At 39.2% G+C, this 23,948-nt stretch carries 22 protein-coding genes, 1 tRNA gene, 3 rRNA genes and 1 other RNA gene; 3 read left to right on the top strand and 24 right to left on the bottom strand.

The features are described from left to right. Positions 1-61 precede the first annotated feature (61 nt). A complete protein-coding gene (locus tag KD050_RS11095; RefSeq protein ID WP_211892448.1) occupies positions 62-841 on the bottom strand; it encodes a TatD family hydrolase in 780 nt (259 codons plus the stop codon). A gap of 271 nt (positions 842-1,112) precedes the next feature. Beyond that, a complete protein-coding gene (metG, locus tag KD050_RS11090; protein WP_211892447.1) occupies positions 1,113-3,068 on the bottom strand; it encodes a methionine--tRNA ligase in 1,956 nt (651 codons plus the stop codon). A gap of 342 nt (positions 3,069-3,410) precedes the next feature. Between metG and KD050_RS11085 the strand changes: the two genes are divergently transcribed. After that, positions 3,411-3,686, top strand: coding sequence for a transition state genes transcriptional regulator AbrB (locus tag KD050_RS11085; RefSeq protein WP_053592248.1), 276 nt, complete (start codon positions 3,411-3,413; stop codon positions 3,684-3,686). 42 nt (positions 3,687-3,728) lie between these two features. Here the strand turns inward: KD050_RS11085 and rsmI are convergent, their stop codons facing one another. The 19 genes from rsmI to ffs all read right to left on the bottom strand — a co-directional run bounded on the left by rsmI (position 3,729) and on the right by ffs (position 20,274). Further along, complete coding sequence (gene rsmI, locus KD050_RS11080; RefSeq protein ID WP_211892446.1) at positions 3,729-4,604, bottom strand: 16S rRNA (cytidine(1402)-2'-O)-methyltransferase; 876 nt, start codon at positions 4,602-4,604, stop codon at positions 3,729-3,731. Continuing rightward, complete coding sequence (locus KD050_RS11075) at positions 4,604-4,867, bottom strand: GIY-YIG nuclease family protein (protein ID WP_211892445.1); 264 nt, start codon at positions 4,865-4,867, stop codon at positions 4,604-4,606. The genes rsmI and KD050_RS11075 overlap by 1 nt, the downstream gene beginning before the upstream one ends. Then, positions 4,854-5,600 carry a tRNA1(Val) (adenine(37)-N6)-methyltransferase gene (locus tag KD050_RS11070; RefSeq protein WP_211892444.1) on the bottom strand — a complete coding sequence of 249 codons (747 nt, stop codon included), beginning with the start codon at positions 5,598-5,600 and terminating at the stop codon, positions 4,854-4,856. The genes KD050_RS11075 and KD050_RS11070 overlap by 14 nt, the downstream gene beginning before the upstream one ends. Before the next feature lie 64 nt (positions 5,601-5,664). After that, positions 5,665-6,021 carry a DNA replication initiation control protein YabA gene (gene yabA, locus KD050_RS11065; RefSeq protein ID WP_305080214.1) on the bottom strand — a complete coding sequence of 119 codons (357 nt, stop codon included), beginning with the start codon at positions 6,019-6,021 and terminating at the stop codon, positions 5,665-5,667. A 9-nt stretch (positions 6,022-6,030) separates the two neighbouring features. After that, positions 6,031-6,861: a PSP1 domain-containing protein gene (locus KD050_RS11060; protein WP_211892442.1), complete on the bottom strand. Its 831-nt coding sequence runs from the start codon at positions 6,859-6,861 to the stop codon at positions 6,031-6,033. Continuing rightward, on the bottom strand, positions 6,854-7,864 hold the full coding sequence (gene holB, locus KD050_RS11055; RefSeq protein ID WP_211892441.1) for a DNA polymerase III subunit delta': 1,011 nt from the start codon (positions 7,862-7,864) through the stop codon (positions 6,854-6,856). Before holB ends, KD050_RS11060 begins: the two co-directional genes overlap by 8 nt. 136 nt (positions 7,865-8,000) lie before the next feature. Next, positions 8,001-8,441: a YaaR family protein gene (locus KD050_RS11050; protein WP_211892440.1), complete on the bottom strand. Its 441-nt coding sequence runs from the start codon at positions 8,439-8,441 to the stop codon at positions 8,001-8,003. Positions 8,442-8,465: 24 nt separating this feature from the next. Next, on the bottom strand, positions 8,466-8,795 hold the full coding sequence (locus KD050_RS11045; RefSeq protein WP_093063120.1) for a cyclic-di-AMP receptor: 330 nt from the start codon (positions 8,793-8,795) through the stop codon (positions 8,466-8,468). 45 nt (positions 8,796-8,840) lie between these two features. Then, positions 8,841-9,482 (bottom strand): dTMP kinase, encoded by a 642-nt coding sequence (gene tmk, locus KD050_RS11040; protein WP_211892439.1) that lies wholly within the window; start codon positions 9,480-9,482, stop codon positions 8,841-8,843. A gap of 2 nt (positions 9,483-9,484) precedes the next feature. Further along, complete coding sequence (locus tag KD050_RS11035) at positions 9,485-10,906, bottom strand: aminotransferase class I/II-fold pyridoxal phosphate-dependent enzyme (protein WP_211892438.1); 1,422 nt, start codon at positions 10,904-10,906, stop codon at positions 9,485-9,487. Positions 10,907-11,417: 511 nt separating this feature from the next. Next, positions 11,418-11,533, bottom strand: a 5S ribosomal RNA gene (rrf, locus tag KD050_RS11030). Between the two features lie 181 nt (positions 11,534-11,714). After that, positions 11,715-14,643, bottom strand: a 23S ribosomal RNA gene (locus KD050_RS11025). 197 nt (positions 14,644-14,840) lie between these two features. Beyond that, positions 14,841-16,394 (bottom strand): 16S ribosomal RNA (locus KD050_RS11020). The 16S, 23S and 5S rRNA genes sit together here, the layout of an rRNA operon. A gap of 223 nt (positions 16,395-16,617) precedes the next feature. Next, on the bottom strand, positions 16,618-16,875 hold the full coding sequence (locus tag KD050_RS11015; RefSeq protein WP_211892437.1) for a pro-sigmaK processing inhibitor BofA family protein: 258 nt from the start codon (positions 16,873-16,875) through the stop codon (positions 16,618-16,620). A 59-nt stretch (positions 16,876-16,934) separates the two neighbouring features. Further along, a complete protein-coding gene (locus tag KD050_RS11010) occupies positions 16,935-17,150 on the bottom strand; it encodes a YaaL family protein (RefSeq protein ID WP_211892436.1) in 216 nt (71 codons plus the stop codon). Positions 17,151-17,164: 14 nt separating this feature from the next. Beyond that, positions 17,165-17,761, bottom strand: a complete 597-nt coding sequence (recR, locus tag KD050_RS11005) for a recombination mediator RecR (RefSeq protein ID WP_211892435.1) — start codon at positions 17,759-17,761, stop codon at positions 17,165-17,167. Positions 17,762-17,773: 12 nt separating this feature from the next. Then, entirely contained in the window at positions 17,774-18,094 is a 321-nt protein-coding gene (locus KD050_RS11000) for a YbaB/EbfC family nucleoid-associated protein (protein WP_211892434.1), read from the bottom strand. 14 nt (positions 18,095-18,108) lie between these two features. Beyond that, positions 18,109-19,857 (bottom strand): DNA polymerase III subunit gamma/tau, encoded by a 1,749-nt coding sequence (dnaX, locus tag KD050_RS10995; RefSeq protein WP_211892433.1) that lies wholly within the window; start codon positions 19,855-19,857, stop codon positions 18,109-18,111. Positions 19,858-20,006: 149 nt separating this feature from the next. Continuing rightward, positions 20,007-20,274: signal recognition particle sRNA large type (ffs, locus tag KD050_RS10990), an RNA gene on the bottom strand. 241 nt (positions 20,275-20,515) lie between these two features. On the opposite strand from ffs, the gene KD050_RS10985 reads away from it, so the two are divergent. Continuing rightward, positions 20,516-20,608 (top strand) — tRNA-Ser (locus KD050_RS10985). Positions 20,609-20,783: 175 nt separating this feature from the next. Here KD050_RS10985 and KD050_RS10980 read toward each other — a convergent pair. The 3 genes from KD050_RS10980 to KD050_RS10970 form a co-directional block, all read right to left on the bottom strand. Further along, the gene (locus KD050_RS10980) at positions 20,784-21,452 is read right to left on the bottom strand and encodes a deoxynucleoside kinase (RefSeq protein ID WP_211892432.1); all 669 of its coding nucleotides are present in this window, start codon (positions 21,450-21,452) and stop codon (positions 20,784-20,786) included. A 2-nt stretch (positions 21,453-21,454) separates the two neighbouring features. Continuing rightward, a complete protein-coding gene (locus KD050_RS10975) occupies positions 21,455-22,087 on the bottom strand; it encodes a deoxynucleoside kinase (protein WP_211892431.1) in 633 nt (210 codons plus the stop codon). Positions 22,088-22,192: 105 nt separating this feature from the next. Beyond that, a complete protein-coding gene (locus KD050_RS10970; protein ID WP_211892430.1) occupies positions 22,193-23,329 on the bottom strand; it encodes a glycosyl hydrolase family 18 protein in 1,137 nt (378 codons plus the stop codon). 75 nt (positions 23,330-23,404) lie between these two features. Here KD050_RS10970 and tadA point away from each other — a divergent pair, with 75 nt between their 5' ends. Next, complete coding sequence (tadA, locus tag KD050_RS10965; RefSeq protein WP_370627060.1) at positions 23,405-23,878, top strand: tRNA adenosine(34) deaminase TadA; 474 nt, start codon at positions 23,405-23,407, stop codon at positions 23,876-23,878. Positions 23,879-23,948 lie beyond the last annotated feature (70 nt).

Raw genomic sequence — 23,948 nt, 5'->3', positions numbered from 1 at the left:
AGCTTGTCAACAGTTTACGTTTCTCCTGAAATTAAAAAATGTAAAATATATACCTCTTTTTTTACATTTTTTGTTCCTTTATATCAAAGAATTTTTCCGCATTTTTAGTGGTTGCTTCTGCTACCTCTTCTACTGTAATTCCTTTTAGACGAGCTATTTCTTCTGCTACAAGTGTCACAAGAGCGGGCTCATTTCTTTTTCCTCGATGTGGATGTGGAGCTAAATAGGGTGCATCTGTTTCAATCAATAAATATTCTAATGGAATTTCTGTTGCTACCTCTTTCGGTTTCTTTGCATTTTTAAATGTAACAGGTCCTCCAAGTGAGATCATAAAATTCATCTCTATACATTGTTTAGCTGTTTCAACACTTCCTCCATAACAATGCATGATACCACCTGTAAGATGTGCCTCTTCCTCTTGTAAAATACGTATCACATCTTCTGTTGCGTCACGATTATGGATAATAATCGGCAAATTTACCTTCTGAGCTAAACGTATTTGTTGTCGAAACAATGCTTGTTGAACGTCTTTAGGAGACTTATCCCAATGATAATCTAATCCCATTTCACCTATTCCAACAACCTTTTCATGCTCTGCAAGTTCTTCAATCCACTTCAAATCCTCTTCTGTACAATCAATCGCATCTACAGGATGCCATCCAACTACAGCGTAAAGAAAAGAATACTCCTCCACCAGCTTCATAGCTCTTTCAATCGTGATACGATCAAATCCAATAACCACCATTTTTTTTACATTAGCTTCTAACGCACGATTAATTACTTCCTGCAAATCGTCCTCATACTGATCTGCATTTAAATGTACATGTGTATCGATAAACATTTTACTTCCTCCTAATTAATTATTAATACTATTACTTTTGTATCAATACTATTTTTTTACGTTTTCTAACTACAGTATAAGATACTATAGTGCAAACATAAGCGCTTGCCACTATAAAGTATTTCTGAATAGTATTTAAAAATAATAGACCTGTTCCAACTGCAACAGGTCTATTTCAAAAGTTAGTGCTGTTAAATTATATTGTTGCCAATAGATTTTTCTTTATTTCTGATCGAACCTAGAAATTTTCAACGTAAATAATATGATTTTTCTATTTCACTTGAGCGCCATTTTCAAGTTTTTCATCCACTGTAGCAAGTGTCAAATATCCATTTTTTTCACCTGCAAGGATCATTCCTTGAGATAACTCACCTCTTAGCTTCACAGGTTTCAAATTTGCTACTACAATTACTTTTTTACCTATAACCTCTTCAGGTTTGTAATGCTGAGCAATACCAGAAATTACTTGACGCTTTTCATAACCCATATCTAATTGTAGCTTCAATAATTTATCTGCTTTAGGCACGGCTTCACACGATAAAACAGTAGCAACACGTAAGTCCACCTTGAAAAAGTCATCAATTGAAATTTCTTCCACTTGAGGTTCTTCTTCTTTTTCCTCTTCCTGAGGTGTTTGAACAGATCCCCGCATTTGTTCACGAATATAATCAACCTCTACATCTACATCTAATCGTGGGAAAATAGGAACTCCTGTTTTTATTACTGTTGTACCATCCTTTAAAACATTAAACGAGCCTAAATGATCCCACTGCAAATAATCCTCTGTAAAACCAAGCTGCTCCGCAATTTGTTTAGGACTATTCGTCATAAATGGCTGGGCAAGTGTTGCAATTTGACGAAGGCTTTCTGCTAAATGAGTCATAACTGAAGCCAGTTGTCCTTTAGTTGTATCGTCTTTTGCAAGTACCCAGGGCTGAGTTTCATCAATATACTTATTTGTACGGGAAACTAAAGCCCATAAGTCTCCAAGCACTAAGCTAAATTGCATTTTTTCCATATTTGCTTCATATTTACCAATTGTTTCTTTTGTAAAATCCTGTAACGTAGCATCAAACTCTGTCGATTCACTTTGACTTACCGGAATTTTTCCATCAAAATATTTATTGATCATGGAAACAGTTCTATTCAACAGATTCCCTAAATCATTTGCAAGATCAAAGTTTGTCCGCTCTACGAATGACTCTGGAGAAAATACTCCATCTTGGCCAAAAGGAAGTTCACGCAATAAGAAATAGCGTGTTGCATCTAAACCATAACGTTCTACTAACATTTCTGGGTATACAACATTTCCTTTCGATTTAGACATTTTACCGTCTTTCATCATGATAAATCCATGAGCAAAAACCTTCTTAGGTAGTGGTAAGTCCAAAGCCATTAGGAATATCGGCCAATAAATTGTATGGAAACGGACAATGTCTTTACCTACTACATGGACATCTGCCGGCCAAAACTTTTGGAATAGAGAATCATCATCTGATAGATAACCGAGTGAGGTAATATAATTAGTTAAGGCATCTACCCACACGTAAATTACATGCTTAGAATCGCCGGGCACTTTAATCCCCCAATCAAAGGATGTTCTTGATACTGATAAATCTTCAAGACCCGGTTTAATAAAGTTATTTATCATTTCATTTTTTCTAGACTCTGGCTCTATAAATTCAACGTTTTGCTCATAGTATGCCAATAAACGATCAGCATATTTTTTCATATTAAAGAAGTATGATTCTTCTTTCACTTTTTGAACTGGACGACCGCAGTCTGGACAGTTTCCTTCTATTAACTGTGTTTCAGTAAAGAAAGACTCACATGGCGTACAATACCATCCTTCGTATTCTCCCTTATAAATGTCTCCATTATTCAAGAATTTTTGAAATATTTTCTCCACTATTTTTGTATGACGTTCCTCAGTAGTCTGGATAAAATCATCATAGGAAATGTCCATTAAAGCCCATACTTTTTTGGCAGCTTCTGCAATCTCATCTACATAAATTTGAGGTTCTTTTTCTGCTTCTTGTGCTTTTTCTTGAATCTTTTGACCATGCTCGTCCATTCCTGTTAGGAAACGAACTTCATATCCTCTAAGTCTTTTGTATCTGGCCATTGCATCGGAAGCAACGGTCGTATACGCGGTTCCAATGTGAAATTTTCCACTTGGATAATAAATTGGCGTTGTTAAATAGAATGTTTTCTGTTGATCTTTCAATGTAAAGATGCCTCCAATGTTGATTCTCTTTATTCTTTATTCTATCGAAATGAAGACTTTGTTTCAATCAATTCATTTATTCATGTTTGTCGAATGAAATTGGTTAATCGATAAATTTCAAAAAACTAGATAATATATCAAAATAATTCCTATTTTCCTTATAAAGAATCGTTTTTTTAATAAAAAGTGATTTAAATATCAAAATACTATTATATTACTCTCTTTCGCTAAAGCATTAATTATTGACGTAAATGGTAGTACTTGGTATGATATATTACATAAAAGAGGTTTATGTCGAATCTTGGCGAAAAATATGCACTCTTGAGAGGAGAACAATTTTTTATGAAATCTACAGGTATTGTACGTAAAGTTGATGAATTAGGTCGTGTAGTTATTCCAATTGAATTACGTCGCACGTTAGGTATTGCTGAAAAAGATGCATTAGAGATTTACGTAGATGATGATAAAATCATCCTAAAAAAATATATGCCAAATATGACTTGTGCTGTAACTGGTGAAGTTTCAGATGATAACCTACGTCTAGTTGGTGGAAAACTGATTCTAAGCCCAGAAGGTGCAGAATTACTAATTAAAGAGATTCAAAGTAACCTAAAATAATTAATAAAAAGAACCGTAAACTTTTTAAGTTTACGGTTCTTTTTACTCTACATGATAATTTTGGTAGACTTCTCTTTTAGATAGACCTCTTTGGATCGCCACTTCTTTAATAGCTTCCTTTGAAGTACAATTTTTCTCTTCTATTAGTTGGTCCACATGCTCTTCCAGTGTTAGTTTTGACCACCACGGTGTTTCTTCAATTTCTACTGCATCTTCATTTCCCTCTAACACAATACAGAATTCTCCTCGAATCTCTGCCTGTTCCACCCACTCAACAGCTTCGTCAATCGTACCTCTTAAAAACTCTTCAAACTTTTTTGTTAACTCTCGTGCCAATACAATTTTGCGTTTTCCATCCATAACAGACTGCATATCCCGTAATGATTCTTTCAAACGATGTGGTGACTCATATAAAATAACGGACTCTTGTCTTTTTTGTAACTTTTCGATCTCTACTTTTCTTTCTTTTTTATTGCGACTTAAAAAACCATAAAAGAAAAAGGGCTGTGTCGTCAGTCCCGATGCAATTAGAGCACTAAGTGCAGCATTTGCTCCAGGGACAGGCACAACGGCAAAGCCTTCTTTTACTGCTTTAGCAGCAATATCTGCACCAGGATCAGAAATACAAGGAAGACCTGCATCACTTACCAATGCTATACGTTTGCCCTCTCTCAATAATTCCAATAGTTTTTCTCCACCAGCTTGTAGGTTATGGTCGTGATAGCTTATAAGTGGTGTAGATATCTCAAAGTAGTTACACAGTTTTTTCGTATTTCTTGTATCCTCTGCTGCAATAATATCTACTTCTTTTAATATTCGAATAGCTCTCATCGTCATATCTTCTAAGTTTCCAATGGGTGTTGCAACTAAATACAAGCAGCTACTTTGTTCATGCTCGGTCGATTTCTGAGATTTCATTATTTACTTGCCCCCATATAATTTATTTTTTGTTTCCGCGTTAGCTGCTTAAAAGCATACTCTGCTTGCATAGCCTCTTGCTTCGTTTCGTATAGTTCACTATATATACAACTAACTGGCCGCTTGGCGCGTGTATACTTTGCTCCCTTACCTTCATTATGTACCTTTATTCTTTTCACTAAATCATTCGTATAACCAGCATAATAAGAACCGTCCTTACATTCTAACACGTAAAAAGTATGCTGTTTTTCACTCTTTTCCATACAGCATCTCTTTTACTTCTTGCGTATATTTCCCGTCATCTCCATATACATATAAAGGCGGTAATATTTTTAAATCAGGCTTTCCATCTTTTATACCTTCGATTAGCAATGTATTTGCTTCTTTTCCTTCTTTTGGATAAACAAATCGAATTCTTTTTGGCTCTAAACGATTAGCTCTCATCGCAGTTACGATATCGAGAAGTCTCCCAGGTCGATGAACAAAGGAAGCTTTTCCACCCTGTTTTAATAATTCACTGGCAGATTGAACTGCTTGATCCAATGTAAGATAAATCTCATGTCGGGCAATTGCTAAATGCTCTTTTAAGTTTTTCTCACTTGCCTCATGCGCTGGAAAATAGGGTGGGTTACAAGTAACAACATCAAATTTTTCGGAACCAAGCTCTTTAGCAATACCCTTTACATCCGCTTCTGTAATTGTAATTTGATCAGTAAGATTATTGAACTGAACACTTCTTGTAGCCATATCTGCTAATCTTTCTTGTAATTCCACTCCTATGATTTCAGCTTTTGTTCGAGCGCTTAGAAATAATGGGATTGCCCCATTTCCTGAACAAATATCTACAATTTTTCCCTTCTTGATCGGTACATATGTAAATCTTGATAGTAATACTGCATCCAAAGAAAAGGAGAAGACAGAAGGACTTTGAATAATGCGTAGATCCTCTGCCAATAAATAATCGAGTCGTTCGTCACCCTTTAACCATTGTTCCATAATTTTTACCCCCAAGCAAAATAAAAGACTGACACCCACCTAAGGAGTGGCATCAGTCAATTGATTAGTTGTTTTGTTTGTTTAAAAATGAAAGACAAAATAGACAATCTTCTTCTTTACGAGAACTTCCAAAGTGAACATGACACACATGGAAGCCTTCTTGATAAAGTCGAGCTAGATTATCATAGCCCTCTCCTACATCAAACTTGTTCAATCGTTCTTCTCGCATTTTCTCAATCATTGCTTCTTTTTCATGCATTTCATCGAGTCGTTGTCTTAAATGATTATTTTCTTGTTGTAGCGCTTCACGTTCTTCAACCATTATCGCCACAAATTCTTTTAAAGCGCGAAATTGCAGCTGCGTGGACTCTAATTGTTTTTCAAAATCTATAATTGTATCAAAAAAATTGCGGTCCATCACACATTCACCTCATTGCCCCGACCATTGCACCTGATTTGTTGCATGGTTTGTAATTTCTTCTAACGTATAATCTAGAACACGTTGTGGATCAGGTAACTCTATACGTAAAACTCGCTCCAAAATATTCATACTCACTACTCTACCTAACCCATCAGGTGTTTCAACCTTGTCTCCAATATCCGGCATTTGTTCTCTAGCAGTTTCGTATTCATCGTTCTCGTACTTTAAGCAGCACATGAGTCGGCCACAAAGTCCAGAAATTTTAGATGGATTCAATGATAAGTTTTGATCTTTCGCCATCTTTATAGAAACCGGCTCAAAATCTCCTAAAAATGTAGAACAGCAAAGCATACGACCACAAGGGCCAATACCGCCTAACATCTTTGCTTCATCACGAACTCCAATTTGTCTAAGTTCAATACGAGTTCTAAATACTGATGCTAAATCTTTTACCAAATCCCGGAAGTCTACGCGACCTTCTGCGGTAAAATAAAAAATAATTTTGTTTCGGTCGAATGTATATTCAACGTCTACCAACTTCATTTCAAGATTTCTTTCGATAATCTTTTCAGTCCCTAGCGCAAGAGCTTGAGCTGATTCTAATCTATTTTCTTCTACTTGGATACGATCTTTATCCGAAGAAGGTCTTACTACTTGTCTTAGAGGAAGGACAACGTCATGTTCTCCGACTTGCTTAATCGGGACTACAACTTTACCGTACTCTACCCCTCTAGCTGTTTCGACGATTACATAATCGTCTTTCTCTAAAGCAAAATCCACTGGATCAAAATAATATATTTTACCCGCTTTTTTAAAACGGACTCCTACCACATTATACAAAAGTAAATCCCTCCTGCAGGTTAAGCATTAACTGCTCCATCATCAGTGTCCGATTCATATTTTTATGCAAGTTTTGTTTTGCATGTAAAATCATTTCTAATTGCTTTGATAATTGCTCATACGTTGTCTGCAGGGCAACTTGTTTCCAATAAGAAATCATATCTGGGAAAGTACATTCTGCGATGGGACTTGCTTTTATAGCTACTATATCACGATATGCAAATAGTAGTAAATCTAATGCTTGTTCGGCCTGCTCTTTCTCTTTAAGCAATGATCCAAAATCTTCATGAATACACATCAATGCGTCCTGAATACTTCTTCCATTCGCTTCAACCAATTTTAACACTGATTTCCTTACAAGTCCAAACTGCTCATCTTTCGCTAAATTTATAGCTTCTTCTACTTGATTCGTCATTTTACAAACAGTAGAAGCCATAGAATCAGTGATTCCCTCTTGTATTAACTTCTGCTTTAAGATAGAAGTAGGGATTGAAGATAAACTTAAATGCTGGCATCTGGACCGAATAGTTGGAAGTAAAGCATGCATTCTATCAGTTAATAAAATGGCCGTTATCTCGCTTTGAGGTTCTTCTAAAAACTTTAATAGCGTGTTTGCTGCACTTGCATTTAATTGGTCTGCATGATGTATTACATATATTTTTCGTTGCTTTTCAATAGTAGTCTTACTTAATGCATGAACCAATTCATCTACTTGTCCTTTTTTTATAAACTGACCATCAGGTTCTAGTTGCATAAAGTTAAGGTGATTGAAGGATTTTAATCTTTTACATGATCGACATGTTTCACATGGAACATTATTTACTGGGTCTTCACAAAATATGAGCTGAACAAAAAATTGCATAACTTTTTCTTTCCCAGTTCCTTTAGCCCCTTCCAAAATATAGGCATGTCCAATACGATTTTTGGATATAATCTTCTGAATTTGTTTGACTACCTTTGGCTGTATTTTTTCTACGTCCACAATCGACCAGTTTTCCATCATTTTCACCTCTTTTTTAGAAAAGCTCTGGCGCCTACGTCAGCTCTGATAGTCGCTGGAGTTAGGTAGATACGAGTTATAAACAAATACTTTCTTGTGAAAAATCCCGCGTTTCACATTATGCGAAAACACGGGAAACTTACGTGTATAAATTGATAAGTAAGCCTTTTATCTCTCCAATTTTATCTAACAAGTCTATAGAGCTTTTTTCTTGGTTTAAAATTTCTTCCGCTAATTCAACTAATTTTTCATCAATTGTTTCAACAAGTTTCAACTTTCTTCCTTCACCAAACCGGTTCCATGTATGAGACTGTTTTAATCCCATTCCAAAATCAACAGCTTCGTGTAAGAACTTTCGGATAAGCATTTTAAACTTTGCCATATCGCGTAAGTTTCGAGAACGTGCTAGACGATCCCCAGCGGTGGAGATGTCTCCGAGAAGTCTTGTCATAGTATCCGTCTGCATGCGCTGTTCTTGTTTTGTAATCATTTGACCAAATTTGACAGACTGATTTCCATTCTGCATGGCGTCTTTTCTAATATTATCTATACCAACACGCATATCTTGGTTAATCTTCACTGTTTACTACTCCTTCCTTCATTATTAAAAATGATGGAATTGTTCAATTGGGAGTACAAATACTGTAGCCCCTCCAACCTCAACCTCGACTGGATATGGAATATAAGAGTCTGCATTTCCTCCCATTGGAGATACTGGTGCTACCATTTGCTCTCTTGCTCTACAATTATCTCTTATTAGCTCTAAAGCAGAAGCTACTAGTACATCATCAGTACCGATTAGAAATGTAGTATTACCGGAACGTAAAAAACCACCCGTACTTGCAAGTTTTGTTGCTCTAAACTTTGCCTTTGTTAATGCATTAGACAACCGATTACTATCCTGATCCTGAACTACTGCTACTATCAATTTCATCGATACTCACCCCTATTAGTATTTTTTCTTTTATTATACCATGAATTATCTAATAATTTCTAATTCCCGTTTGATGACTGTATATGTTTCTTCTAATACCTTCTCTACCGATTGAGAGGCATCTATTACTTGTATACGTTCCGGATATTTTTCTACTAACGCTAAATAACCAGCTCGTACTTTTTGATGAAATGCCAAATTTTCAACATCTAATCGGTTCTTTTCTCGATTCTTATGTGCGTTAATTCTAGATAAACCTACCTCAGGGTCCACATCAAATAGAACTGTTTTTTCCGGCATTGTGTCTCCAATAGCAAACTTATTAATTGCCCATATTTCCTCTACTCCAATACCACGAGCAAAACCTTGATATGCTAATGAGCTATCAATAAATCTATCACAAATCACAATTTTTCCAGCTTCTAACGCAGGTAGAATCTTCTCTACTAAATGTTGTCTTCTAGCAGCAGCATATAATAATGCTTCAGTACGGCTTTCCATCATTGTATGCTCATTATTTAAAATTATGTTACGAATCTTTTCGGAAATCATAATTCCTCCAGGCTCTCTTGTCATTACAACATCGTAGCCTTCTTCCATTAATCGTTTTCCTAATAAATTCATAACAGTTGTTTTCCCTGCACCTTCTGGACCCTCACTTGTTATAAAATACCCTCTTTTTTGCACAGTTACTCCTCCACTACATATATTAACTTTTCTTCTAATCGATGCTCTCCTTGAAACAAGGTGCCTTTTTCAATCCACTCTTCTAATTCTGTAAGAATGGGAACCGTAATTTTTTCCCCTGGTAAGATTAACGGAATACCTGGAGGGTAAGGAACAATCATCCCCTTAGATATCCTTCCAATCCCCCGTACATAAGGAATCCATTCCCCTTGTTTCTCACTAAGTAGCTCCATATTCATCTGCAAAGTAGAAACAGACTTTCGTTCTATATGAAACATATTATTCGTATGATCTGGACTCTCTTTTTTTAAGCTATCTACGGCATATTTTATTCGCTTTCTAATCTCTGCAAATGCATATTCATGCTCCACTTTTAGTAATGGGAGAATAAGTAAGACTTGATATATATCCGCTAGTTCCACATATATATTTTGTTTTTCTAAAGCTTTCTGTACCTGAAACCCAGAATACTTTGCAACGCGTATTAATAGTTTTAATGGATCGTCTACTTGAACTACTTCAATTAGTGGAATAGTTTCTAAAGCTTCTATAAACACTTCTCTTCGACTCATCAATTGTTTAAAATCCATTGGACTATATCTTTCCACATAACTTCTTGCATCATCAAGAGAGGCTAAGATTAAATAGGAAGGACTACTCGATTGCAGCATTCTTAAGTATTTATTTACTTTATTGCTATCAATCAATTGAGAACGAATATGTAAAAATGAACCCATTGTTAACGCCGGTAACGTTTTATGCGCTGACTGAACAACTACATCAGCTCCATATAATAACGCTGACTTTGGAAATTCCTTATGTGTTTGGAAATGTGCACCATGTGCTTCATCTACTAATACAGGCATTTGTAGACTATGACATAGTCTGATGATATTTTCTAAATCCGGAGAGGAAACCCCATAATAGTTTGGATAGGTTAAGACAACTGCTTTGGCAAAAGGATATTGTTGAATTGCTTCCTCCATTACCTCAAATGATACATAGGACGCTGTTTTCGATTGTTCATCCCATTCAGGGGATACAAAAATAGGCTCTGCTCCAACCAATTCAATAGCATGAAATATAGATTTATGAGCATTTCGTTGTACAATAATTTGTTCTCCATACTGACAAGTTGCATAAATCATAGCTAGGTTTCCAATAGTTGTGCCATTCACTAAAAAGAAACTTTTATCTGTGTTATATAGTTTGGTCAGTAATTGCTCTGCTTCTTTAATAGCTTCCTCTGGATGATGATAATCATCCAATCCATTTAATTCAGTCAAGTCATACTGCATCGAATCCCTAATAAGTTGTGGTAAATTGGATAAAAGTCCATGTTTATGACCAGGCACATGAAAAGAAAGCGGCTTTTTCTTATGAAATTGCTCCAACGCCTCAACCAACGGTCTTTTCTCTTGCATTATATTACCTCACTATATGTTCTAATTTCTTTCTTCTATTATACATGAATAGTTCGCTGTAAAGACGGTAGGCAACTTATTTCTGTCAGGTTTTTCTTGGAATATCTATTAACAATAAGTTATACCTAATCAAGACTTTTTAACAAACAATAATGAAAAAATTATACAAAAAAGTTGTTACCGATAATTCGGTAACAACTTTTTCTTTGGTGCCCAGCGACGTCCTACTCTCACAGGGGAGACCCCCAACTACCATCGGTGCAAGAGCTTAACTTCCGTGTCCAGAGCTGCGAAAGCAGATGGACTGCAGATTTCTTCGTCAGCTGCATCGTTCGATTCTCGCGTATGTTATACGCTCCGAGCCATTCTCCATTGCTTCCTTGAACTCTTTGCCCCTCTACTTTCTCGCATACTATCTTATAGAGAAAGACTGCCTACGCCTTTATTTATTCTATTTTAGTATAAACAAAAAAGTCATTACCGATTTACTCGGTAATGACTTTACTTTGATGCCCAGCGACGTCCTACTCTCACAGGGGGAGACCCCCAACTACCATCGGCGCTGAAGAGCTTAACTTCCGTGTTCGGTATGGGAACGGGTGTGACCTCTTCGCCATCATCACTAGACTCTACGGCTTCCAATACACATCGTACTTCTTCGTCAACTTCATTCGTTCGGTCAGTCACGTACGTTAGTACGTTCCTTTCCTCTCTCAATTGTTTCCTCGAATTACTCGTGTCTTGAAACCCTTAACAGAGTGCTTGTTCACTCAAAACTGGATAAACGACATTGTTACGTTAAACAAATTTGGTTAAGTCCTCGATCGATTAGTATTCGTCAGCTGCACGTGTCGCCACGCTTCCACCCCGAACCTATCTACCTCATCGTCTTTGAGGGATCTTACTTACTTGCGTAATGGGAAATCTCATCTTGAGGGGGGCTTCGTGCTTAGATGCTTTCAGCACTTATCCCGTCCACACATAGCTACCCAGCGATGCTCTTGGCAGAACAACTGGTACACCAGCGGTGTGTCCATCCCGGTCCTCTCGTACTAAGGACAGCTCCTCTCAAATTTCCTACGCCCACGACGGATAGGGACCGAACTGTCTCACGACGTTCTGAACCCAGCTCGCGTACCGCTTTAATGGGCGAACAGCCCAACCCTTGGGACCGACTACAGCCCCAGGATGCGATGAGCCGACATCGAGGTGCCAAACCTCCCCGTCGATGTGGACTCTTGGGGGAGATAAGCCTGTTATCCCCGGGGTAGCTTTTATCCGTTGAGCGATGGCCCTTCCATGCGGAACCACCGGATCACTAAGCCCGTCTTTCGACCCTGCTCGACTTGTAGGTCTCGCAGTCAAGCTCCCTTCTGCCTTTACACTCTTCGAATGATTTCCAACCATTCTGAGGGAACCTTTGGGCGCCTCCGTTACACTTTAGGAGGCGACCGCCCCAGTCAAACTACCCGCCTGACACTGTCTCCTACCCGGGTTACGGGTATGGGTTAGAATTTCAATACAACCAGGGCAGTATCCCACCGACGCCTCCTCCGAAGCTGGCGCTCCGGGCTCTAAGGCTCCTGCCTATCCTGTACAAGTTGCACCAAAATTCAATATCAAGCTATAGTAAAGCTCCACGGGGTCTTTCCGTCCTGTCGCGGGTAACCTGCATCTTCACAGGTACTATAATTTCACCGAGTCTCTCGTTGAGACAGTGCCCAGATCGTTACGCCTTTCGTGCGGGTCGGAACTTACCCGACAAGGAATTTCGCTACCTTAGGACCGTTATAGTTACGGCCGCCGTTTACTGGGGCTTCAATTCGCACCTTCGCTTGCGCTAAGCACTCCTCTTAACCTTCCAGCACCGGGCAGGCGTCAGCCCCTATACTTCACCTTACGGTTTTGCAGAGACCTGTGTTTTTGCTAAACAGTCGCCTGGGCCTATTCACTGCGGCTCTTCTAGGCTATGCACCCAAAAGAGCACCCCTTCTCCCGAAGTTACGGGGTCATTTTGCCGAGTTCCTTAACGAGAGTTCTCTCGCTCACCTTAGGATTCTCTCCTCGACTACCTGTGTCGGTTTGCGGTACGGGCACCTATCACCTCGCTAGAGGCTTTTCTTGGCAGTGTGAAATCAGGAACTCCGGACATACGTCCTCGCCATCACAGCTCAATGTTACAGAATGCGGATTTGCCTACATTCACACCTTACTGCTTGGACATGCATAACCAACAGCATGCTTACCCTATCCTTCTGCGTCCCCCCATTACTCAAACGGTGGTTTGGTGGTACAGGAATATCAACCTGTTATCCATCGCCTACGCCTATCGGCCTCGGCTTAGGTCCCGACTAACCCTGAGCGGACGAGCCTTCCTCAGGAAACCTTAGTCATACGGTGGACGGGATTCTCACCCGTCTTTCGCTACTCATACCGGCATTCTCACTTCTAAGCGCTCCACCAGTCCTTCCGGTCTGACTTCAACGCCCTTAGAACGCTCTCCTACCACTGATACCAAAGGTATCAATCCACAGCTTCGGTGATTTGTTTAGCCCCGATACATTTTCGGCGCAGCGTCACTCGACCAGTGAGCTATTACGCACTCTTTAAATGATGGCTGCTTCTAAGCCAACATCCTGGTTGTCTAAGCAACGCCACATCCTTTTCCACTTAACAAATACTTTGGGACCTTAGCTGGTGGTCTGGGCTGTTTCCCTCTTGACTACGGATCTTATCACTCGCAGTCTGACTCCCAAACATAAATCATTGGCATTCGGAGTTTGTCTGAATTCGGTAACCCGGGATGGGCCCCTAGTCCAAACAGTGCTCTACCTCCAAGATTCTAACGTTTGAGGCTAGCCCTAAAGCTATTTCGGAGAGAACCAGCTATCTCCAGGTTCGATTGGAATTTCTCCGCTACCCACACCTCATCCCCGCACTTTTCAACGTGCGTGGGTTCGGACCTCCAGTAAGTGTTACCTTACCTTCATCCTGGACATGGGTAGATCACCTGGTTTCGGGTCTACGACCACATACTCATTCGCCCTATTCAGACTCGCTTTCGCTGCGGCTCCGTCTTCTCAACTTAACCTTGCATGTAATCGTAACTCGCCGGTTCATTCTACAAAAGGCACGCTATCACCCATTAACGGGCTCTAACTACTTGTAGGCACACGGTTTCAGGATCTATTTCACTCCCCTTCCGGGGTGCTTTTCACCTTTCCCTCACGGTACTGGTTCACTATCGGTCACTAGGTAGTATTTAGCCTTGGGAGATGGTCCTCCCGGATTCCGACGGAATTTCACGTGTTCCGCCGTACTCAGGATACACTCAAGAGAGAATGAATTTTGGACTACGGGGCTTTTACCCTATCCTGCGGACCTTTCCAGATCGCTTCGTCTAACTCATTCCTTTGTAACTCTATGTAGAGTGTCCTACAACCCCAAGAGGCAAGCCTCTTGGTTTGGGCTATTCCCGTTTCGCTCGCCGCTACTCAGGGAATCGATTTTTCTTTCTCTTCCTCCAGGTACTTAGATGTTTCAGTTCCCTGGGTGTGTCTCAGATGCGCTATGTATTCACGCAAATGTACTGCTCCATTACGAACAGTGGGTTTCCCCATTCGGAAATCTCCGGATCAAAGCTCACTTACAGCTCCCCGAAGCATATCGGTGTTAGTGCCGTCCTTCGTCGACTCCTAGTGCCAAGGCATTCACCGTGCGCCCTTATTAACTTAACCTAAAAGTTAAAAAGTCTTACACATCATGATTACCGAAGTAATCACAACTTGAATTTCTTGTTGTTTATTGTTTCAATGTCGTTTTATCCAGTTTTCAAAGAACAAGTATCGAATCTTCATATAAAAATGAACATTCAAAACTGAACTGCAAAACGTTAAGATACAGATAAAAATCTGTATTCCGATATTATCCTTAGAAAGGAGGTGATCCAGCCGCACCTTCCGATACGGCTACCTTGTTACGACTTCACCCCAATCATCTGTCCCACCTTCGGCGGCTGGCTCCCGTAAGGGTTACCCCACCGACTTCGGGTGTTACAAACTCTCGTGGTGTGACGGGCGGTGTGTACAAGGCCCGGGAACGTATTCACCGTGGCATGCTGATCCACGATTACTAGCGATTCCGGCTTCATGTAGGCGAGTTGCAGCCTACAATCCGAACTGAGAACGGTTTTATGGGATTTGCTCACCCTCGCGGGGTTGCGACCCTCTGTACCGTCCATTGTAGCACGTGTGTAGCCCAGGTCATAAGGGGCATGATGATTTGACGTCATCCCCACCTTCCTCCGGTTTATCACCGGCAGTCACCTTAGAGTGCCCAACTGAATGCTGGCAACTAAGATCAAGGGTTGCGCTCGTTGCGGGACTTAACCCAACATCTCACGACACGAGCTGACGACAACCATGCACCACCTGTCACCGCTGTCCCCGAAGGGAAAAGCCTATCTCTAGACCGGTCAGCGGGATGTCAAGACCTGGTAAGGTTCTTCGCGTTGCTTCGAATTAAACCACATGCTCCACCGCTTGTGCGGGCCCCCGTCAATTCCTTTGAGTTTCAGTCTTGCGACCGTACTCCCCAGGCGGAGTGCTTAATGCGTTAGCTGCAGCACTAAGGGGCGGAAACCCCCTAACACTTAGCACTCATCGTTTACGGCGTGGACTACCAGGGTATCTAATCCTGTTTGCTCCCCACGCTTTCGCGCCTCAGCGTCAGTTACAGACCAGAAAGCCGCCTTCGCCACTGGTGTTCCTCCAAATCTCTACGCATTTCACCGCTACACTTGGAATTCCGCTTTCCTCTTCTGTACTCAAGTCCCCCAGTTTCCAATGACCTTCCACGGTTGAGCCGTGGGATTTCACATCAGACTTAAAGGACCGCCTGCGCGCGCTTTACGCCCAATAATTCCGGACAACGCTTGCCACCTACGTATTACCGCGGCTGCTGGCACGTAGTTAGCCGTGGCTTTCTAATGAGGTACCGTCAAGGTACGAGCAGTTACTCTCGTACTTGTTCTTCCCTCACAACAGAGTTTTACGATCCGAAAACCTTCTTCACTCACGCGGCATTGCTCCATCAGACTTTCGTCCATTGTGGAAGATTCCCTACTGCTGCCTCCCGTAGGAGTCTGGGCCGTGTCTCAGTCCCAGTGTGGCCGATCACCCTCTCAGGTCGGCTACGCATCGTCGCCTTGGTGAGCCGTTACCTCACCAACTAGCTAATGCGCCGCGGGCCCATCCTGTAGTGACAGCCGAAACCGTCTTTTAACATCTCCCCATGTGAGGAAATGGATTATTCGGTATTAGCCCCGGTTTCCCGGAGTTATCCCAATCTACAGGGCAGGTTGCCCACGTGTTACTCACCCGTCCGCCGCTAAATCAGAAGAAGCAAGCTTCTTCGTCATTCGCTCGACTTGCATGTATTAGGCATGCCGCCAGCGTTCGTCCTGAGCCAGGATCAAACTCTCCATAATAGAGAACTTAAAAAGCTCATTTGTTTTGCTGGCATCATCATTAAATGATGTCAAAATTGTTTTGCTATCAAACTAACTAAGTTAGTTGATAAGCTGTATGTCTTAACGTTTTGCATGTTCAGTTTTCAATGTTCATGTTGTCTACCAGAATGCTTTACCTCTTGGCGACTCCTATAATATTACTTGCTTTGTATTATAAAGTCAACACTTTTTCAAAACTTTTTTATATTAGTATAGAAATTGCTATAACAGAGATTACTCCCGGTATGCCCAACGTAGCTGCGACAGTGCCTGTAAACAAATTTACTGGTATTACATAACCCATTGAACCAAGCAATAAATGAACTCCATATAACAAAAGTATAGAAAAACCTAAACGAAACAATAAAATAGATACGCCTTCAAAAAACTTCGGAAATGAATTTCGAAATAATAAAAAAGATAAAAGTAATAGCGAACATATAATGATAATAAACTTCATGAGTTACACCCTCCATAAAATCATATCTATCATTATATGTAGCTAGTACATCTATTATTCTATTTTAGAATGACATTTCGAATCCTAGCTTCTTTATATAGATAGAAGTGGATACTTTCTGCCATTTTCCTTTTAGCAACTGCATCTAAATCATAGTCGTTTAAATAATCTTCTATTATCTGAGCTTGTTGCCACTCTTTTTTCGTTTCTTTCATGAGCGCCACAAATTGCTCATCAAATTCTTTTTTCAGTTTTCCTTTTTTAGAAAACATCACACTATCCCAGCCCCTTACAACTCTCGGCGACCTTCAAGAGCTTTAGATAGAGTTACTTCATCTGCATACTCTAAATCTCCACCTACAGGTAATCCATGAGCAATTCTTGTTGTTTTAATACCAGACGGTTTGACAAGGCGTGAAATATACATCGCCGTTGCTTCTCCTTCTATTGTAGGATTAGTAGCTAGTATTAGTTCTTCTATTTCTGTATCTTGTAACCTTTTCAAAAGTGAAGGTACATTTATATCTTCTGGACCAATTCCATCCATCGGAGAAATAGCCCCGTGAAGTACGTGGTATCGTCCGTTGTAATCTCTCATCTTTTCCAACGCAATTACATCTTTTGTGTCTTGAACCACACAGATCAAAGAGCCATCTCTTTGCTGATCCTGACATATATGGCAAGGATCAATATCTGTTATATGCCCACACACAGAACAAAAGCTTAAATTTCGTTTGGCATCAACTAAAGCTTTCGCAAAATCTAAAACAGTATCTTCTTTCATTGTTAAGACAAAAAAAGCCAGACGGGCCGCTGTTTTCGGCCCTATTCCTGGCAATTTCATAAAACTATCTATTAGTTTTGATATCGGTTCAGGATAATGCATCTAATATTCCTCCTAGAACATGCCAGGAAGGTTCAATCCTTTCGTGAATTGACCCATTGTGGAGTTCGCTGTTTCTTCTGCTTTTTTTATCGCTTCATTTGTAGCAATAACGATTAAATCTTGAAGCATTTCAATATCATCTGGATCTATTACGGCAGGATCTAGTTCTACTTCAAGCACTTCTTTTTGTCCAGAAACTACGACTTTCACCATACCACCACCAGCAACTGCTTCGAATCGTTGAGTTGCTAACTCTTCTTGAGCCTCTGCCATCTTCTTTTGCATTTTTTGCATTTGTTTCATCATACCTTGCATATTTCCCATTCCACGCATAATTGTTTTCCTCCTTAGTCATCTTGTACTTCTACAAATTCTTTACCAAACAATTTCTCTGCTTCCACTACCAGCGGATCCTCTGACACCTGTTCCATCGATTGTAATAATTCCATCGATTCAGTTGGTTCAGAAAAATTTTCTTCCTCGGTCTCTTGAGCACCTTGTTTTAAACCATTTTGTCTAATAAAATCTTCTCGGATCTTCAACCAATTTTCCTCTGGTACGTATAAAACTTCATACATCGTCCCCGTCAAGTTAGCAATTAACTGGGGAAATGAAGTGGAAAATGTTTTGTTCTCCATAGCCATTTGGCAATGTATATCATACTTGAATTTTAACACAAATGCATTAGAAGATGCTGCTACTGGCTCAGCATCATTTAATAATGCTGCATGTGATTTTTGTAATTGTTGTAAAATATTTGCCCACTGAGATTTAATCGATTGGAGATCCATTTTCGTGGCTGTTTTCAAAATTTCTTGTATTCGACCGCTTGATACTTTAACGCCACCAGATGACTTTTGTCTTTGGCGCTTCGGTTGGTCTTGTGTTCCTGCGTTTACCTGCGGAATCATCCCTTGACTTAATTGTTGTTGCAACTGTTGTAATTGAGTTTCTAGTACTTTTACCTTTGTTTCTAGCTCCGAGTTACTCCCATTTGAGAACGTTCCTTCTACTGGCACATGTGCCAATCGAATTATCGCAGTTTCTAGATACACTTTCGCATGATTAGAAAAACGCATTTCTTGTTGAGTATTCGTCAAGATGGAGATGCCTTTATATAAGGCGTCTACCTGAAACTTAGAAGCAAGCTTTAAAAACATAGAGTCACCTGTTGCTATTTCTAGTAATTCAGTTTGTTCTGGAGCAACAAGTAAAACAAGTAAGTCTCTATAGAAGGTTATAAAATCCTCCGTTAATCGAACAGGATCCTTTCCATCTTCTATTAACTTTTCTATGCATGCTAATGCCTTCGCTATATCTTTGTCTATCAAAGCATCTGCTAATTGAAAAAAGACATCCTGTCCAATAGAACCAGTTACAAGTAATGCATCTTCAATCGTCATTTTATCTACACTAAATGACACAACTTGATCCAGCATACTAAGTGCATCACGCATACCACCCGCAGCAGCTTGTGCAATAATTTTTAGTACATTTTCATCGTATTCAATTTTAGCATCTGTTAATACTTCTTCCATACGAGAAACGATATCAGCAGATGTAATTCGTTTAAAATCGAAACGCTGACATCTAGAAATAATAGTTAAGGGAATTTTATGTGGCTCCGTTGTTGCCAATATGAACACGGCATGTGCAGGTGGTTCTTCTAATGTTTTCAATAATGCGTTGAATGCACTCGTTGAGAGCATATGCACTTCATCGATAATATACACTTTATATTTAGCATTAGAAGGAGCAAATCGAACTTTTTCAATAATATCACGCATTTCTTCTACTCGAGAGTTAGAAGCTGCGTCAAACTCAATCACATCTGTATTCGAGCCTTCTGTTATACTTTTACACGTTTCACATGAATTGCACGGTTCTTTTGCTGGACCATTTTCACAGTTCAAAGCTTTCGCAAAAATTTTTGCTGCACTTGTTTTACCTGTTCCACGTGGCCCTGAAAATAAATACGCATGTGTTGTTTTGTTATAAAGGAGGGCATTTTGAAGGGTTTGCTTAATATGAGTTTGACCAGACACTTCTGCAAACGATTGTGGCCGATAAGCACGGTAAAAAGCTTGATACGACACTAGTTTCCCTCCTTCTCATTTCTAACTGTTAATGATTTCTATTATATCATAAAGCCAACTAGACTTCGCTTATTTATATATAGTAGTTTTTTTTCAAATAAAAAACTCACTTGTCTATTAGACAAGTGAGTTGAAGTGTAAAATTAAAGCCGTGCACCTTCCTTCGATTGAAACACATAAGCGGCACCTTTGTCGTTAACTCGGTTTAGGCTGCCCCGCGGCACATGAGAAAACACCACTTAATGCTGCTTCCTTCCGGACCTGACATGGTTCATGGGTACCCATTGCGCAGGACCCAAACGTCAACATCACGTGCAAATACCAGACCCTACATGTATTCAACCTCAGAGAAGGAGTTCAGTCTCGCTAGAGCGGATTGCGAGTTACAAGACACCGCTACCTTCCCACCTAGCACGGCATTTACTAGTATACTTTTTTTAGAGACAAAAATCAACGATAACGCATATATAAATTTTATCTACATTACTATTTATTGTAACTGACAGGAAAACTATTTAAAATATTTGCGGTAAATTTGATTGCTTTTTCAAGGTAACTGCTTAAATGTCACACAAAGATATATGATTAAAACAACAGAAAATTAATAAAAATATGTTGACTTTCATTTTTATCCATGATAAATTAGTTCTTGTACTTCGGAGGAATACCCAAGTCTGGCTGAAGGGATCGGTCTTGAAAACCGACAGGCGGGTCATACCGCGCGGGGGTTCGAATCCCTCTTCCTCCTCCATTTTAAATACACACACGCATAAATTTGAGATTGAATTCGTTACGTTGGTAACGAATTTTTCTTACAATAGTGTGTTCAGAATATTAAGAAGTTAGCGAATTTCGCTAACTTTTTTTATGCCATGTTAAATACTTTATATAAAAATCCTCCTGTATAAGATACAGGAGGATTTTATTTATTTACGAATAATAGCAGTTTGCTCCATGAAATGACCAATACGTTCTAAGATTGCTTCCACATCATCTGGATTTGCCAAAATATCGTAATCATTAATATTTAAACGAAGTACTGGGCAACCATTAAATGCGTCAATCCATTTCTCATAACGCCCATGCATTTCCTCCCAATAAGAGATAGGTGTTTGCTGCTCCATTGGTCGACCTCTATCATGAATTCGATCAATAATGTCATCCATTGATCCTTCTAAATAAATAAGTAAGTTTGGATGTGGAAAATATGGTGTCATTACCATTGCTTCAAATAAACTCGTATACGTTTCATGATCTACTGGATCCATCGTACCTTTTTCCTTATGCATTTGCGCAAATATTCCTGTATCCTCGTAAATAGAACGGTCTTGGATAAATCCACCACCATACTCAAACATTCTTTTTTGCTCTTTAAATCGCTCCGCTAAAAAGTAAATTTGTAAATGAAAGCTCCATTTAGAAAAGTCCTCGTAGAAACGATCTAAATAAGGGTTTGTATCCACTTTTTCAAAAGACGTTTTAAAATGTAACGCTTCTGCTAATGCTTTAGTCATTGTTGATTTACCTACTCCAACAGTTCCTGCAATCGTAATAACTGCATTAGAAGGTATACCATACTTCTCTCTTAAACTCATTATTAATAACTCCTTTTATGTAATGTTGCCTCTACTTTTTCTAGTATTATTTGTAGGTCTTGTCCATTTTGAACAAAATCTATCTCATCTCCATTAAATCGAAGAATGGGTACTTCTGGATGTTTTTTTTCGAAGTTATCGATAAACATGCGATAGTCAGCTGAGAGCTGCTTCAAATAATCAGAGCTAATTTTTTTTTCAAAATCTCTTCCACGTTTATCAATTCGCCCGAGAAGTATATCTATACTTGCATCTATATATATGACCATATTAGGAACTGGCATATCTTTAGTCAAAATTTGATAAATCGATTCATACTTTTCATACTCTACTTCACTCAACGTCCGTTTCGCAAAAATTAGATTTTTGAAAATATGATAATCTGCAACAACTGGTCTTTCATTCGATAAATATTTTTTCTCTATATCACTTAATTGTTTATAACGATTACACAGAAAAAACATCTCTGTTTGGAAACTCCATTCTGCAATGTCCTCATAAAACTTATTTAAAAAAGGATTTTCATCCACAATCTCTTTTAATAATTCAAATTGGTATTTGGTCGCAATAGCCTTGGCCAAGGAAGTCTTCCCAACCCCTATTGGGCCTTCTACCGTTATAAATGGAATGGACATAAGTTTAACCTCACTCTAAGATTTCAAGTCGTATCATCTATTTTAGCACACGCCGAAAATGAAAAATAGAGCAAATCCACCTTTCCAAGGAAAGGCTAATTTGCTCTATTTTTTCTTTACTTGGAACATTTCGTGAAGTAAATACCAATTTTGTGGAAAATCAAAACCACTGTGCCAATATGCAATTCCTAGTAATTGTAGTTCTTTTAGGAGTTTGAACTTAGCTTGAATAGATCGTGCATCTTCAAACCATACCTCATGTTCGATACCATCCTGCCAATAATGAAAGAAAGGAGCCTGTGCATTTTGATCGTATTCGATTGCGGCATTTCGATCCTTTGCTAGTTGAATGGCCTGCTGTGGACTTAGTGCTTTAGCAATTGGGTTTCCTACTTTATATGGTAAATTCCAATCGTATCCATACAAATTCTGCCCCATCATAATTTTACTTGGAAGTATTTCTGTTTTTGCATATTCCAATACTCTGCGAACAGGTCCGATTGGTGAAACTGCCATCGGTGGCCCCCCACTATATCCCCATTCATAAGTCATAATAACAACAAAATCTGCTACTTCACCTATCCCCTTATAATCAAAAGCTTCATACCATCTCCCTGGTTGATCAGCACTTGTTTTAGGAGGTAGTGTTACGGATATAACATACCCTTTTGCAAATTCTTTAAATTCCTTTATAAAGTTCACATAATTTTCTCTGTCACCAGCATCCATATACTCAAAATCTATATGAATATGATTTGTCCCTCTTTTTTCTGCCTCTGCCACCGCTTGTTCAAACAAGTTCATCTTTACTACTTCATCCGTGAAAATAGTATGAGCTAGGGAACTATTAAACGCATAATTCTCAATGTTTGCTAGCACAATAACTGTTTCTACTTGATGCTCTTTAGCAATTTCACTTAAGGTACCCCAATTCATTTCCGTTAATGATCCATCTCGCAGCACTTCATACGAAAAAGGCATCATATAAGTTAAGTTTGAGGCAACCTTCTCTACTTGCTCTAGCACACGTTCCGAGGGTATTTCTGTATACCATTCAACATATAAATTCGTTTCAATGGTAGGTCTATTTGGACTTGGGGTCGATGGTAGTACTAGTGCCTGCCCTACTACTAATACATCAGGATCAGGAATTTCATTTATAGAGACAATACTTTCCATTGTTGTTCCGGACCGTTTGGCGATTGCATATAAACTATCTCCCTGTTTAACAATATGGATCAATGCATCACTCCTTCATCATAGAGTATGCAAGTTGTCAAAAAAACATGCTACACTATGCAAAAGGAGTCGATTATGATGGATGAATATTATATGAATTTAGCTATAGAAGAAGCAAAAAAAGCAGCTGCCATTGGTGAAGTTCCAATAGGTGCAGTAATAGTACATAATGATAAAGTTATTGCTACTGGTTACAACTTAAGGGAAACAACCCTAAATGCCACTACACATGCAGAACTACTTGCTATTCAAGAGGCATGTAAAACATTAAATAATTGGAGACTAGAAGAAACAACTCTATATGTTACCTTAGAGCCATGCCCGATGTGCGCAGGAGCCATTTTACAGTCCCGTATTCCTCGAGTAGTGTACGGAGCAAGAGATGCCAAAGCAGGCTGTGTCGATTCCCTTTACCGACTATTGAATGATGATAGATTTAATCACTGCTGTGAAGTAACAGAAGGTGTTTTAGCAGAAGAATGCGGCAATATACTCACGCAGTTTTTTCGTAATCTTCGTGAACAAAAGAAGAACCAGAAACGATGTTTGTAGCGAATCTGGTTTTTTAAAGAAAGTATATGGATTACCAGACTTTGTACCCTTGTCAAGATTACCGACAAGA

It is taken from the genome of Psychrobacillus sp. INOP01 (assembly GCF_018140925.1).
Taxonomy (GTDB): Bacteria; Bacillota; Bacilli; order Bacillales_A; family Planococcaceae; genus Psychrobacillus.
This window is presented reverse-complemented; position numbering and strand designations above follow the sequence as displayed.